This window comes from Pedobacter panaciterrae (assembly GCF_013204795.1).
Classification (GTDB): Bacteria; Bacteroidota; Bacteroidia; order Sphingobacteriales; family Sphingobacteriaceae; genus Pedobacter; species Pedobacter panaciterrae.
On the sequence record NZ_JABMKW010000020.1, the window covers coordinates 550,084 to 564,267 of the forward strand.

Consider the following 14,184-nt stretch of genomic DNA (forward strand, 5'->3'; position numbering starts at 1 on the left):
GCAATGGCTGAAGAAAGAATGATTCCTGAAGTTGAGTCGGTTGCTGAATTCAAACTCAAAATAAACGGCGAAGATGTACCTCAATCGGTAGCTAAGCAATCTGTTTTTGTTACCAAGGTGGTCAATAAGATATCTTCTGCCATTTTAGTTTTTCAGGATGGAGATGCTTCTGACGGGATATTTCCATTAACTGATGGAGATTTATTCAGCCCAGGCAACGAAATAGAAATTGAAGCAGGGGATTCAGACACTACTGTAAATATATTCAAAGGAATTATAATTAAACAATCACTCAAGATAAGAACGGGTATGGCACCGTTGCTTACAGTAGAATGTAGGCACAAAGCAATAAAAACAACGATCGGTCGTAAGAATGCCTATTTTCATGATCTCCCTGATTCGGATATTATCACCCAGATTTTAGAAGATGCGGGTTTTACGGATATCAACGTTGAATCTACCGATGTAACTTACAAAGAAATGGTTCAATACAATTCTACTGATTGGGACTTCATTTTAAGCAGGGCAGAAGCAAATGGTAATATCATATTGACAAACGACGAAAACATCGTTATTAAAAAACCCACGGTTACCGGCGAGGCCATTCTCTCACTTTTACATGGAGCAACAATTATAGAACTCGATGCAGAGATGGATAGCAGAAATCAATATACTTCAGTAATTGGTAAAGCATGGGATATGGCCAACCAGGAAATAGCTGAATCCACAGCCAACGACCCTTCTGATTTAGAAGAGCAGGGGAGCTTTACAACAACAGAGTTAGCTTCAGTTGCCAGCCCCGCTGAAATATCGCTAAACCATTCGGGTTCAATAGATCCACAGGAAACTCAAGCCTGGGCCGATGCAGAGTTGTTGAAATCCAGATTATCGAAAATAAGAGGCAAAGTAAAATTTCAAGGTATTGCTAACATTAACCCGGGCGATGTGGTGGAATTGAATGGGCTAGGCCAACGATTTAATGGAAAGGCTTTTGTAAGCGGTGTAAGACACGATTACACCCTGTCAAACGGATGGAAAACACATGTTCAGTTTGGTCATAGTCCTGATTCGTTTATGGAAGAAAACCATATTGTTGCACCAAAAGCCGGCGGATTATTACCAGGCGTAATTGGGTTACATACCGGCATTGTTACCGATAATGAGGACCCTGATGGAGAACAACGTGTTAGGGTAAAAATGCCTTATATTAATGCGAATGATGATGGAGTATGGGCAAGGATAGCCCTAACAGATGCGGGAAATGAAAGAGGAATGTTCTTCAGACCAGAGCTTGACGATGAAGTGCTTCTTGGTTTTTTGTACGATGACCCTCGTCAGCCTGTTATTTTGGGCATGCTTCACAGTTCCAATAAAGTTCCACCGATACAACCTTCAAATGACAACCATAAAAAGGGTTACACATCCCGCGAAAAATTGAAATTGACTTTTGATGATGACATCAAAGAAATTAAAATTGAAACCCCTGGAGAAAACAAAGTATTCATTAGCGATGATAAACAAGGCTTTAGTGTTGAAGATCAGAGTGGAAATAAAATCATTACTGAGCCTTCGGCTATTACAGTAAAAGATGCCAACGGTAATGAAATAAATATAGATATCAATGGAGGACTGATAAAAGTACATGGAAATACAAAAGTAGTGGTGGATGCCCCTCAGATAGAACTTGTTGACGGTGCTTCTCATCCACTCGTATTTGGAGATGAATTACTTACTTACCTAAACCAAATTGTAAACATATACGCTACACATATGCACCCTGGTGAGACCGCGCTGGGATTACCTGTGAGTCCTGCACCACCCGTTCCTCCAATGCCACCAGCTACACCAAGTCTATTATCAGTAAAAGTTAAAACAGGATAATTATGGCCTTAATTCCAGGAACCCCCTCAGATCTTGCCGGAAGCATGGCAGAAGCAATTCAGGCTGCATTCAATGAGCATTATCCAGAAGTAATGGGGAAAAATCCTCCCGAAACAAATAAACAGATGACGCTTTTATGTGTGGCAGTAGCCATAGGGGTAATTAATCATTTAAAAGCTCATCCTGAAGCTTTTGTAATAAAAACAAAGTTCAATGATGATACGCTATATAACGCGGTAGTTGAAATTATTTGACCCATAAACATAAAGCAAGTACCAAATATTAAAAAATTATGGATAAGCTTAAAGATGTATCCGAACTTTCATTTCTTGGAAGAGGATGGAGTTTTCCTCCAACTTTCTCTAAGCAAACTAACCGGGTTTTAATGACCTCCGACGAGGAAGATATAAATAAGAGTTTGGAAATTTTATTGTCGACAACCATTGGAGAAAGATTTCTACAACCTTTATACGGTTGTAATCTTGAAAACTATGTGTTCGAAGCAATGAGTACTTCAACAGAAACTTCAATAAAAATAACTGTAAAAAACGCCATTCTAATGTTTGAACCAAGAATTAAGTTACTACTTGTAAATCTTCTTGATGATTTCATTACTGAGGGCAGAATCGATATTTCTGTTGATTATGAGGTAATCAACACCAATACCCGTTTCAATCTTGTTTATCCGTTTTATCTTAACGAGGCTAATAATAAATTGGCATGAGCGCTAAAGCAATAGATTATAAAGTTATTCTTAAACGCGACGGGCAAACGCAACAAGAACGAATGTCAGCGTTATTAGATCCTGCAATTGCGCCCGTCGATCAACGTACAAAAGCAGATTACTATAAGTTTGTACAGGAGGTTTCAAAACATGTCAAGTTTTTTGATATTGATGCTGTTAACAAAAACCTAACAGAAAGTGGCCAATGGGATAGCTTTTTCGATTTAAGTATCGAAGAGATAAATGCAATGGCAAACAACAAATCATTGCCTCCACACCTCGCTTTATGGAACACTTTTATCGAGCTGATGGAAAAACCAAAGGCTTTGATGAATACCCTTACACAGCGCCACCTGGACTTTTACTACCACGATGTTTTAAAACTAAACCAAGCGCCACCAATAGCAGATAAAGCACACGTAATTTTTGAACTTAAAAAAAATACTGAAAATACTTTATTAACCGCTGGCACATTACTTTTAGCGGGTAAAGACAATACAAAGAGAGACATTGGATATAAACTTGAGCAAGATATGGTGGTAAACCCATCAAAGGTGGCTCAGCTTAAATCCCTTTATGTTAACCCTGTTAACCGAAATGTTGTATTTCACGCTCCAATAGCAAATTCCAAGGATGGGCTAGGCGCTATTCTAGACCCCGGAAATCCAAAATGGAGTGGTTTCGGTAATTCCTCAATGCCACTGGCGCAGATTGGCTTTTGCCTGTCGAGTAGCATCTTGAAAATGAAAGAAGGCACCAGGAGCATTAAAATATACCTAACGCTAAGAGGGCTTGATGCATCTGCAAAAAATAGTGTACTCACCTCCAATCTTTTTAAAGTAAGTATTACCGGAGAAAAGGGATGGATAGGACCAAAACTTACTTCAGCAGTAATAACATCATCAGACAATCTCAATTATAGAATAGAATTTACTTTAAATATAAGCAAAGATGAGCCTGCAGTAATTGTTTACGATAAGGCTGCACACGGTGGAGAATTTGATACGACCAATCCAATATTACAGATTATTGTAAACAATGAAAAAACAGATTTCGGTTATCAGAATCTCATGAATGCCGAACTTGTAGATGCAACTATAGAGGTTGATGTTCAGGGTATTTCTTCAATAGAACTCGAAAACGATTTTGGAACATTAAATCCTAAAAAACCTTTTAAACCATTCGGGCCTTTATCAGAAGAAAATTCTAATTTTTATATTCTTCATGAAGAAACCTTCTCAAAGCGCCTAAAAAGCTTTTCCCTTGATGTAGATTGGAAAAATATTCCAGATTCCAACCTTAAAACTTATTTTGCAAATTACGGCAATTCAAACATAAATAATAGTTATTTCAGTGCGTCTGCTGCATTTAAAGATGGTTATTCCTGGAAAAAAAGTTACGAACCGGTAAAGCTCTTCAATGTATCAAACGCTCAGTTACAAACCAGTTGGAAATTTACTAATCCCGATTACGCCATTTTATTTCCATTTTTTATACTTCCACAGTTTTATACCCCATATTACATTAATCCGGGGCAATCGGTATTGCAAACAGTAAGCAGTAAAATGTCTTATCTGTTACCGGGATTCTCCAACATTCAGCAAAAGGTCAATTTCGTAAATGCTAAATCAGCCCAAACGCTTCAATTATATAAGCCCGCACTACAGCTAATTCTTAATCTCTACAAAGACATCCGCAAAGGCCAGTTACATCTTAAACTTGACAATAGTTTTTTGTTTAAAGATTACAGAGAAAAATATACCGCTGAAATTTTAAGATATAGTCTTAGCGGAGGAGAACTTAAGCTCCCTGCAGAACCATTCTCGCCTGAAATTCAATCAATTTCTTTAAATTATACGGCAACAACAGCCAAAATTAATTTTAGTGGAACCTCATTAAATGATTATGTTGATGAAGAGATTGAATTATTTCATTATGGTGCCTTCGGGCAGGCAAGGGAACATGCTTATACCCGAAGCAAACACTCGTTTCTAAACAATACTTTAGTAAAACTGGTACCACAGTATAACACAGAAGGCGAGTTACTAATTGGTTTGAGTGATTTATATGCAGAAGATTCCGCAAGTATTTTATTCCAGATAGCTGAGGGAAGCGCAAATCCAGAAAAACAGAAAATAACTTTAGAATGGAGTGTGCTCTGCGATAACTATTGGAAAACACTTACAAACGATGATTTTATTTTTGATACCACTAACGGCTTACTTGCCAGTGGAGTTATAAAAATAGTCATACCAAAAGAAGCTACAACATCTAACACAATTCTACCTGGCAATTTACTTTGGATAAAAGCAGCGATAAAAAAAGATACTGATGGCGTTTGCAACCTGATTGATGTGCAGGCAAATGCCGGAATTGTCATTTTTGATGATCAGAATAATGATCCATTGCGTTTGGCCAAAGCGCTGCCAGCCAATACAATTACCAAACTAAAGATTGAAACTGCGGCAATTAAAAAAATTACCCAGCCTTATTCTTCCTTTGGCGGTGCGGTAAAAGAAAATGATGCTGCGTATTATACTCGTGCAAGTGAACGTTTGCGCCATAAAGAAAGAACCGTTGCCATTTGGGATTACGAGCGTCTTATTCTGCAGCATTTTCCAACGATTCACAAAGTTAAATGCATTAACCATGCAACTGCCGCTTCATTTTATTCACCTGGAAATACATTAATTGTGGTTGTTCCTGATTTAACCAACCACAATGCTATTGACCCTTTTAAACCAAAGGTTGATAAAAATACGCTTGATGAAATCAATACTTTTTTAAGTAAGCATTCATCTGCCTGGGCATCCTACCAGGTTGTGAATCCAAGTTATGAGCCAGTAAAAGTATCGGTTAGTTTAAAATTAAAAAAGGGCTATGAGTTTAACTATTATCAAAAGGTAATCAATCTGAAATTACAGGAATTTTTATCCCCCTGGATGAACAATACAGGAAATGACATTCATTTTGGGGGTAAAATTACAAAGTCGATGGTCATTAAATTTTTAGAAGACCTCGAGTACATTGACTATCTGACTGATTTTTCTCTTTATAAATTTTCTCCAAATAAAAGAGCCTTCGGAAGAAATGTAGAAGTTGCAGAAGCCTCTAATCCCGCATCTATTTTGGTGTCACATACTCAGCATAACATTGTAAGCGATTCATCAAGTTCTTCTATAGCACTTCCCAGAACAATGAAATTATTAATCTGAACTAAAATAAACCTCTAATTCACATGAGTGAAGCACTAAGTATTTCGTCGAAAAAACCGCAAAGCGATGCTTTTGATTATGAAGAACTACGAAAAACGGGTATTGGATCTATTGAAAAAACAGGCTCTGATATCTGGACAGATTACAATGTTCATGATCCGGGCATTACCATACTCGAGTTGCTTTGCTATGCAATTACTGATTTAAGTTATAGAACAAACAACACCATTCCTGATCTGCTTGCCACATCTAAAGATGCAAGGGAAAATATTCTAAAGCACTTTTTTTCAGCTTCAAAAATATTTCCGAACAAGGCAGTAACCATTAACGATTACCGCAAGCTGATTATCGATATTGAAGGCGTAAAAAATGCCTGGTTGCAGAAAAGGAGCCTTGGTATGTTTGCCGACATTACCCTTAAAAAACTTCAATTTACACAGCCAGAAAGCCTTAAATGGGAACCTGTTGATGTGTTGGGCTATTATGATGTACTAATAGAGTTTGATACCAATGTTGCTAATGATAGTAAAGAACTGATAAAAACAGAAGTATTGGAACTGGTAATGGAAAACCGGAACCTTTGTGAAGATTTTTTAACCATTAATGAAATAACTACGCAAGAGTTCAGGCTTTGCAGTGAGATTGAAATAAAATCTGATGCTGATCCGTTTGAGACCCTTGCAGAACTATTTTTTAATATTCAGCTCTACCTGACACCGCTTATAAAATTTTATTGGTTAAATGATCTCATTGATAGCGGCTACACTTCGGATGTGATATTTGAAGGACCGTTACTGATTCATGGTTTTATAAAAGAGGAAGAACTTTTAGCTTCCGATCTGAAAAAGGAAATCCATCTTTCAGACATTATGCAGCAAATGCTTAATGCATCCGGAGTAAGCAATATCCTTGATATTATATTTAACCCAACTGATCAAACTAAAGAACTCAGCAACAAATGGATAATTCCAGTTAAACGAGGTAAACAACCAATCATAAACATTTTGGATTCAAATGTCCTGATTTATAAAAATGGCATTCCATTAAGGCCTGATATGAATATCATAAAGAGCAGGTTCGACAAATTGATGAACGATTATATTACTGGTAATGATCTGGTAAGAACTGAAGATATACAATTTGACACAGGTACTTTTGAAGACATAGGGAACTATTATTCTATTCAAAATCACTTTCCAAAAAACTATGGAATAAGCCACTGGGGCCTACCAGAAAATGCAACCGCAGAACGTGTTGCCCAGGCAAAACAACTGCAAGGATATCTGTACTTTTTTGATCAGCATTTGGCCAATTCTTTCTCACAACTTTCAAATCTGGGCAATCTATTCTCCACTGACATCCAGAAAAACACCTATTTCGCAAATACGGTAAGGAGTTTTAAAGACGCTGACGAGATTTTTGTAGATAATGCTACTATAGATACAAAAGTACAGACTGCTGCAGAGGATAAAATTACATACTACAAGCGTCGCAACTTGTTTCTTGATCATTTGCTCTCCAGGTTTTCTGAATCATTCTCTGAGTATGTAAACGTACTTTATTCGGGCTTTACCTCAAACCCTAAAGATGTAATTATTCCATCTGTCATAAATCCCGAAGATATTGTTCAGGATAAGGCCAATTTCTTAAAAAATTATCCTGAATATAGCTCAAAACGATTCTCCAGCTATAATTATGCTAAACAGGATCAATTATGGGATAGTAATAATATAAGCGGTCTTGAAAAAAGATTGCAGCGCTTGCTTGGATTCGACAACCTGAATAGGCGTAATCTTGTTAACCTGAATACAGAGATTCAGCATGGGCTTAACGGATCAGGTAATGACGAATATTGGTACAGGATAACAGATTTCAAAAATGGAACTATTCTGTTGGAAGGTTCCGAGAAATTTCCTGGAGAAGAAGGGGCTCGTTTTGCACTTGAAGATTCGATCAGTCTGATTTACCACGCTCAGAATTTGAAAACAATAGATAATGGCGATGGTACATTTTATTATCAGGTTTTAAACGCAGATAAAGTAATAGGCACCAGTACCAAGCTTTATTCCTCCATGAATGATGCAAGTTTGGATCTGCAACAACTGGTTTTACTGGTTACTAAAAACAGAGCTGATGAAGGTATGTTCTTAATAGAACACATGCTTTTGTTGCCTCCTCAGGTCAAAATAATAAACGACCCTTCAACCGAAGCACCAGAATTAATCCCTGACGATGAAGCCGGCTTTATGCCAATTTGTGTTGATGATGGCTGTAAAGACTGTGAAGATAAAGACCCTTATTCATTTCGGATCAGCATTATCTTACCTGCATATACGCCGCGTTTTCTCAACATCGCTTTTAGGCAATATGCCGAAAGAACAATCAGAATGGAAGCCCCGGCACACACTTTTGTAAAGATTTGCTGGGTAAGCAATGAGCAATTAATCACATTCGAAAATGCGTACAAAGAATGGCTGGATGTAAAATCAGGGAAAACAGAAGACACAACAAATACAAAATTAAACGAGTTTGTAACCATTTTAACCGCATTAAGGTCTATTTATCCGGTGGCCAGACTCGAAGATTGTAGTAGTAGTGAAGAGCGGACGCTCTTTATGCTAAATCAAAACGCATTGGGAACTCTTAAAACATAAAATATTATGGGTAATGTGCTCGACCAAATTAGTAAAGACAATACCCGCTTTACTATTTTCGAAAATGATCAGGTATTAACGGCAGATCAGTTGAATGATTTATTCAACTATCTGGACGTACAGAACAAATTAACACGAACCAAAGCAATTGGTGTCGGGATTATTTATGGACTGGAAATAGGGGTAATAGATAACAAACATCTTGTAGTTTCAAAAGGCGCCGCAATTACTACCGATGGCGATCTATTGTATTTCGATTACGATCAGGAGTTTGATCAATATGATGTTTTTGAAGATCTAAACGCCAAATATCCTTATTTTCTTAATGATAGTGATCAGCCCTTACCGATGTTCGAATTAAGAGATAGCCGGTTGGTAGGAGCTATACCAGGAAAAGATTTAGCAACGCTGGAGGCAACAACCGGTACTGCACTAAAAGATTATGCAGGTATTTTATACCTGGAAGATTACAGCAATGATCCCGATTTATGTACTGGAACAGATTGTGACAATAAAGGCGTTATCGCCGTAAAAGAGCTAAAGATTTTGCTTATCCATAAAAATAATATTGGCGCTTTGCTTCAAAGCATGCCTTCAATGAATAAAGATTATTTTTCACTTGACGACCTCAACATCCCCAGGGTTATGGTTAATACCGACCTGGACACGTATAAAGAGCTTAACGCATCATTTAATAATGCTTTAGTTGTAAAGGACGATATTATAGCCAAGCTTACTAAAGCTTACCAGGTTTGCAAGCTGGTGGTTGAAGATGATTTTGAAGGTGGCGATCCAACAGAGAAGTGGAAAAGTTTACTGGAGGAACAATTTAAGCTTAGTGAGTCCTTTTACGGTCAATATGTATATGATTATGCCCGCGACATTAGTTATGCATATAACGAGCTTAGAGAAAGCTTATTTTCAGATGATATGCTGGCCTCACCAGATGTTGATTTATTTCCTAAACATGTGTTGATTGGTTTGGTTAGGGATGCAACCTTAAAAAATCCAATACCAGTAATTTTTCCAGATTTAAGAATTCCGCCTATAGGAGAACGACCAGTACTCGAAGCCAGACCAATATCTAGTTTGCTTCGCGCAAATATTTTAAAACCAAGTAATATCCGGTTCAATTTTGGCATATTGATCAAGCGGTTCAATAAAATACATATAGATTTGGAATATCGCCATCATTTTTACGAATCGCCGATATTGAACAGCTCTAATGATTCAGATGAAGTAACACGATTCAATTTCATGCGTATTCATAGTATGATAAACAGTTTTAAAGTTCCAAAAGCTGAGGATTTCCGTTCTGTAGATACTGGCCTTAAAATAATACCAAGTCTTTTTGAAGATGCACCACTTGGCGAACGAAGTATACCTTTCTATTATAGTTATAATGCAAGCTTTCCTATAAATCTATACTGGAATTTTAATGCGAACAACCGCAAAAAAGAGAGCCAGATTCTATCTTATAATTCAAATCAATACTCCAATGCTGGCGCTACAATTACCCCCTTAAAATATAACATCCTTAAATACACTTTTTTCAGGGTAGAAGGGCACATAGGGTTTAAACTTGCTGATGTTGAAGCCTCGCTTAACAAAATTATTCTGGAAAATAATTTGCCGATAAATATTATATCTGTTCAGGTTGAGAAGAAATTAGAAACAATTCCTCCAAGGCCATGGTTTTTTCCCCATTTATATATGTATGAAAAATCGATAAAGAGCACATTTTTTGATAGAATGGATGATGCTGACTCAGTTAACGATGATCTTGTAAAAGTAACAGATGCAGCTACCACATTAATTCCTGCAACTGAATTTAAAACTGCCAGGCAAAATGTGTATGATAATGCTGTAGACATTGGTGACGCAAGGTTTGATTATGTAAAGTACCGTTCTGCAGTATCAAACATCATTACTGCAGCCAGCAATGTTAAAGCACAAACCAAACAGTTTACCTTTTCAAATACGGCCATTCCACACGATTTCATACTAAATTCCGACATCCTCAGAAAAACGGATGTTATTTCAAGTATCTATCAAAACACAATAATCAAAAAGAAAACCGGGTTAATGCTCGGCAACTTTATGAAAGAAAATCCTGGCTTGGAACATGCCGGTGGTGTATTACGGGGGGGAACATTTGTAATTGTTTACACTGCAGATGATAAGACAGTAGTGGCTGATTTTATGCTTCCTTACGCCAGTATTGATAAGGATGTGATAAACAACCCACCAATATATACTCCACTTCCTTTACCATTGCCTCCGGGAACGCCAATAATTCCGAAATTCCCAATAGATCATGTTTTCGAAATTATACCTAATTACACTAAAGACCTTAATCTGAAGCTTGTTCCTTATATCAAGGATATAGATTTAGATGATAGGATCAATGTAAGGGTTAATAAAGGAGTAGAGGAAAGCATTAAGGGGTTGAATATTAAACTCGACGGATTTGATAAACGTTTAAACGAGAATTCGTCTTTATTTACCACAGTACTTACACCAACAAAATTTACAGTTCCTGGTAAAGATTTAGGAATAACAGCAGACTTAGATGCTTTAAGAGCTGCTCAAGATAAGATGGAACGCCTTGCCGCCGGAACTCCGGAAAGAATTGCTGCTGAAAAAGATTACATTAAAAATGCCAATGTAATTACCGAAAAACTGGGAAATACGGCAATAACCGGCGATGTAACAAACGCCAGAGATGTAAATGCTGCCTTAGCAGAAGTACAGGGAGGCATCAGCTTAATTAAAGATGAAGCCATAAGAAAAGAAGGAGCCGTTACTGTAGGTAAAGCAAATGTTATTACCAGAGGTTTTAAACTTAATCGCTAATTGTGAATGGTGATGTAATTATCCGCAGGCAAAAAATCAGGCTCCAGGCCAGTGATGAAAAACTTGCGTTTGATTGCAAACAATATTTAAATGAAATAATAACCAGCAAACTACCTGAAATTTATGAACGGATTTTTCACCAAAACATACATCAGGATAGTTATGTAAGCATTAACTCAATTCAGGTTGATCTAGGTAATCTACAGGTAAGCGACTTCAAAACCAGATTTGTACAAATTGTAGAAGAGAAGATTGTTAGCGAGCTTAAAAAACAGTTCGAAGAAAACCCATACAATAGAGATTTCTCTGTAGATGATAATTTTAATCCTGCACCCAATACATCATCATCCTCGATAGAATATAATAGCGAGAAGAACCAGAAAAAAATTGCCTTATTGTATTTTCTTGAAAATGGAACCTATCCCTGGTGGTACGAAAAACAGCTTAGAAAATCACCGTCCGAAGTTCTTAAAGCTTTTGATGAGCAAGAACAAAAAGAATTCTTTCTTAAGTTATTAACTAAAATCAAAGCACTATCCATCCTCGAAGCAGAACGAACATTCAGCAGGTTTACAGATTATATGACAAGTACTGATCTTGAGATCTACATCAACCATCTTATAAATCTGTATCCGGATAATTCTATTAAAATAAACATCAACACACTTCTATGGGAGAAAAATCAAATAGCGAAGCTTTTTAATATTCCGAAAAAGATATTCTTAAAGCAACTGTTAGCTTTTACTATACTAAACGTTGATGAAACAGATCTCATCAAAAACTTCCTGATCTATTTAAAAAAATCCTTTCCTGCCTCAACTGAAGAACTTAAAAATAGACTAAAAGATGCTACGCTTAGCCAAGCCAGCTCCAACTTAAGAAAACATGTTTACGATGATTTGATTGAGGCTAATACAATAAACTTAGCAGACGATCCTAAAAAAGAACAGATAAAAGAATCTGTCAACAACCATCAACTTAAAGAGGGTGTATATATAGAAAATGCAGGATTAATCCTGCTGCATCCATTTCTGCCAGCTTACTTTAAAGATTTAGAGATCATTAATAATGAAAATCGATTTATATCTCCCGATTCTCATGTGCGTGCAGCGGTTCTGCTCTATTATTTGCAATGCGGAAACGAAAAATATAATGAATGGGAAATGCCATTGAACAAAATTCTGTGTGGCATGCAGCATATTGACTTAATTCCAAATGGCATTAAACTCAAAAAAAAAGAAAAGGAAGAATCAAAACTACTGCTTCAAACAGTTGTAAGCTACTGGGATGCCTTAAAAGGATCAAGTATTGAAGCACTTCAGAATACATTTTTCCAGCGTCAGGGCAAAATAACGCCCAAAGATAATTCCTGGCTAATCCAGATTGAACGTACCGGAGTTGATATTCTTCTTGATCGTTTGCCCTGGAGCATTGGTACCATTAAACTTCCCTGGTTAAAAGAAATTATACATACAGAATGGTAACAGATGAACAAGTTTTAAAAAAAGATGCATTTCATTTAAATGCATTAGATCTGCTTGATGAAATTAACTGGTTTGAAAAAGTACTTCAAACAAGATTAAAGTTACATTTTGGAGAAGAATGTGAGTATGAATCTATTTATGACGTAGAACCCCCTCAATCTGATCATAAAGATTCTGTATTCTCTGAATTTATCCAATTCTATCAACTGTCTTTTTCTGAACGGTTAATTTTAGTTTTAGCATTGCTTCCACATATTGCTCCCCAATTACTTGATGTTTTTTTCATCAAAACAACATTAAAAGATCGCGGTGTAACAGAGTATGGAGGCTTAAGGGGGGCGTTTCACAGCGGTTTTCTGCCAACAGGCGAAACCGCTTCTTTTTTACTCGCAGGTAGTGATTTAAGTAAACGCTTTTGGGTACAACAGTTCTTTGATGCCGATCACTTATTTAAAATTCATAATATTCTCTGGCTTGGGTCATCTCCTGCAAACGAACCCATTTTAAGCGGACAACTGTTAATTAACGATGAGTATATAGACCTTTTTACTGGTGGCAAGTTGCGCAAGCCTTCCTTTAGTATGGAATTTCCTGCCAAAAGAATAAACACCCAGCTGGAATGGGATAATTTGGTGCTAGACAGGCACACAATGCAACAGTTAGGTGAAATTAAAATATGGTTAGAACATGGCCCTGTGTTAATGAACGAATGGGGAATGAAAAAAACACTGAAACCTGGTTATAAAGCATTATTTCACGGGCCTCCAGGGACAGGAAAAACGCTAACTGCCGGACTTTTTGGAAAACTGGCAGGTGTAGATGTATACCGAGTTGATTTATCAATGGTTATTTCAAAATACATAGGAGAAACCGAGAAAAATCTGGAAAAAGTATTCGCAAAAGCTGAACACAAAAACTGGATCTTGTTTTTTGATGAGGCCGATTCGCTATTTGGCAAAAGAACATCAATTTCTGATGCGCACGATAAATATGCAAATCAAGAGATTGCATACCTGTTACAGCGACTTGAAGATTACAACGGTTTGGTAATTTTAAGCTCCAACATGCGCAACAACGTGGATGAAGCATTCGGTAGGCGGTTACAGTCTATTATCTATTTTCCTGTGCCCAAAAGTAACGAACGATCTATATTATGGCGCCAAACATTTAGTAATAAAGTACAGCTTGAAGAGGACTTGGATATTGATAGCATTGCAGAAAAATATGAACTCGCTGGTGGTTCGATAATAAATGTTGTTCAATACGCTTCTTTAATGGCACTTCACCGCAAAGAAAATATCATTAGGGAAAAAGACCTTTTAGAAGGTATAAAAAAAGAATTCAGAAAAGAGGGAAAAACTATTTAGATC

The 14,184-nt window shown here is 36.9% G+C and carries 8 protein-coding genes; all 8 read left to right on the forward strand.

The genetic code is table 11. The features are described from left to right. Positions 1 to 3: 3 nt before the first annotated feature. The 8 genes from vgrG to HQN86_RS21325 are packed head-to-tail and all read left to right on the forward strand — an operon-like array spanning position 4 to position 14,181. Positions 4 to 1,881, forward strand: coding sequence for a type VI secretion system tip protein VgrG (gene vgrG / locus HQN86_RS21290; protein ID WP_172662899.1), 1,878 nt, complete (start codon positions 4 to 6; stop codon positions 1,879 to 1,881). A gap of 2 nt (positions 1,882 to 1,883) precedes the next feature. Next, a complete protein-coding gene (locus HQN86_RS21295) occupies positions 1,884 to 2,135 on the forward strand; it encodes a hypothetical protein (protein WP_172662900.1) in 252 nt (83 codons plus the stop codon). A gap of 38 nt (positions 2,136 to 2,173) precedes the next feature. Next, complete coding sequence (locus HQN86_RS21300) at positions 2,174 to 2,605, forward strand: GPW/gp25 family protein (RefSeq protein ID WP_172662901.1); 432 nt, start codon at positions 2,174 to 2,176, stop codon at positions 2,603 to 2,605. Further along, positions 2,602 to 5,820, forward strand: a complete 3,219-nt coding sequence (locus HQN86_RS21305) for a baseplate J/gp47 family protein (RefSeq protein ID WP_172662902.1) — start codon at positions 2,602 to 2,604, stop codon at positions 5,818 to 5,820. The genes HQN86_RS21300 and HQN86_RS21305 overlap by 4 nt, the downstream gene beginning before the upstream one ends. Before the next feature lie 23 nt (positions 5,821 to 5,843). Next, positions 5,844 to 8,474 (forward strand): hypothetical protein, encoded by a 2,631-nt coding sequence (locus tag HQN86_RS21310; RefSeq protein ID WP_172662903.1) that lies wholly within the window; start codon positions 5,844 to 5,846, stop codon positions 8,472 to 8,474. 6 nt (positions 8,475 to 8,480) lie between these two features. Continuing rightward, a complete protein-coding gene (locus tag HQN86_RS21315; protein ID WP_172662904.1) occupies positions 8,481 to 11,330 on the forward strand; it encodes a hypothetical protein in 2,850 nt (949 codons plus the stop codon). A gap of 2 nt (positions 11,331 to 11,332) precedes the next feature. After that, positions 11,333 to 12,814, forward strand: coding sequence for a contractile injection system tape measure protein (locus HQN86_RS21320; protein WP_172662905.1), 1,482 nt, complete (start codon positions 11,333 to 11,335; stop codon positions 12,812 to 12,814). Continuing rightward, positions 12,808 to 14,181 (forward strand): ATP-binding protein, encoded by a 1,374-nt coding sequence (locus HQN86_RS21325; RefSeq protein ID WP_172662906.1) that lies wholly within the window; start codon positions 12,808 to 12,810, stop codon positions 14,179 to 14,181. The genes HQN86_RS21320 and HQN86_RS21325 overlap by 7 nt, the downstream gene beginning before the upstream one ends. Positions 14,182 to 14,184: the final 3 nt, after the last annotated feature.

What these genes read in the sequence shown, in the direction of transcription:
- vgrG (WP_172662899.1), top strand. Translation starts at nt 4, where the DNA reads ATGGCTGAAGAAAGAATGATTCCTGAAGTTGAGTCGGTTGCTGAATTC.
- HQN86_RS21295 (WP_172662900.1), top strand. Translation starts at nt 1,884, where the DNA reads ATGGCCTTAATTCCAGGAACCCCCTCAGATCTTGCCGGAAGCATGGCA.
- HQN86_RS21300 (WP_172662901.1), top strand. Translation starts at nt 2,174, where the DNA reads ATGGATAAGCTTAAAGATGTATCCGAACTTTCATTTCTTGGAAGAGGA.
- HQN86_RS21305 (WP_172662902.1), top strand. Translation starts at nt 2,602, where the DNA reads ATGAGCGCTAAAGCAATAGATTATAAAGTTATTCTTAAACGCGACGGG.
- HQN86_RS21310 (WP_172662903.1), top strand. Translation starts at nt 5,844, where the DNA reads ATGAGTGAAGCACTAAGTATTTCGTCGAAAAAACCGCAAAGCGATGCT.
- HQN86_RS21315 (WP_172662904.1), top strand. Translation starts at nt 8,481, where the DNA reads ATGGGTAATGTGCTCGACCAAATTAGTAAAGACAATACCCGCTTTACT.
- HQN86_RS21325 (WP_172662906.1), top strand. Translation starts at nt 12,808, where the DNA reads ATGGTAACAGATGAACAAGTTTTAAAAAAAGATGCATTTCATTTAAAT.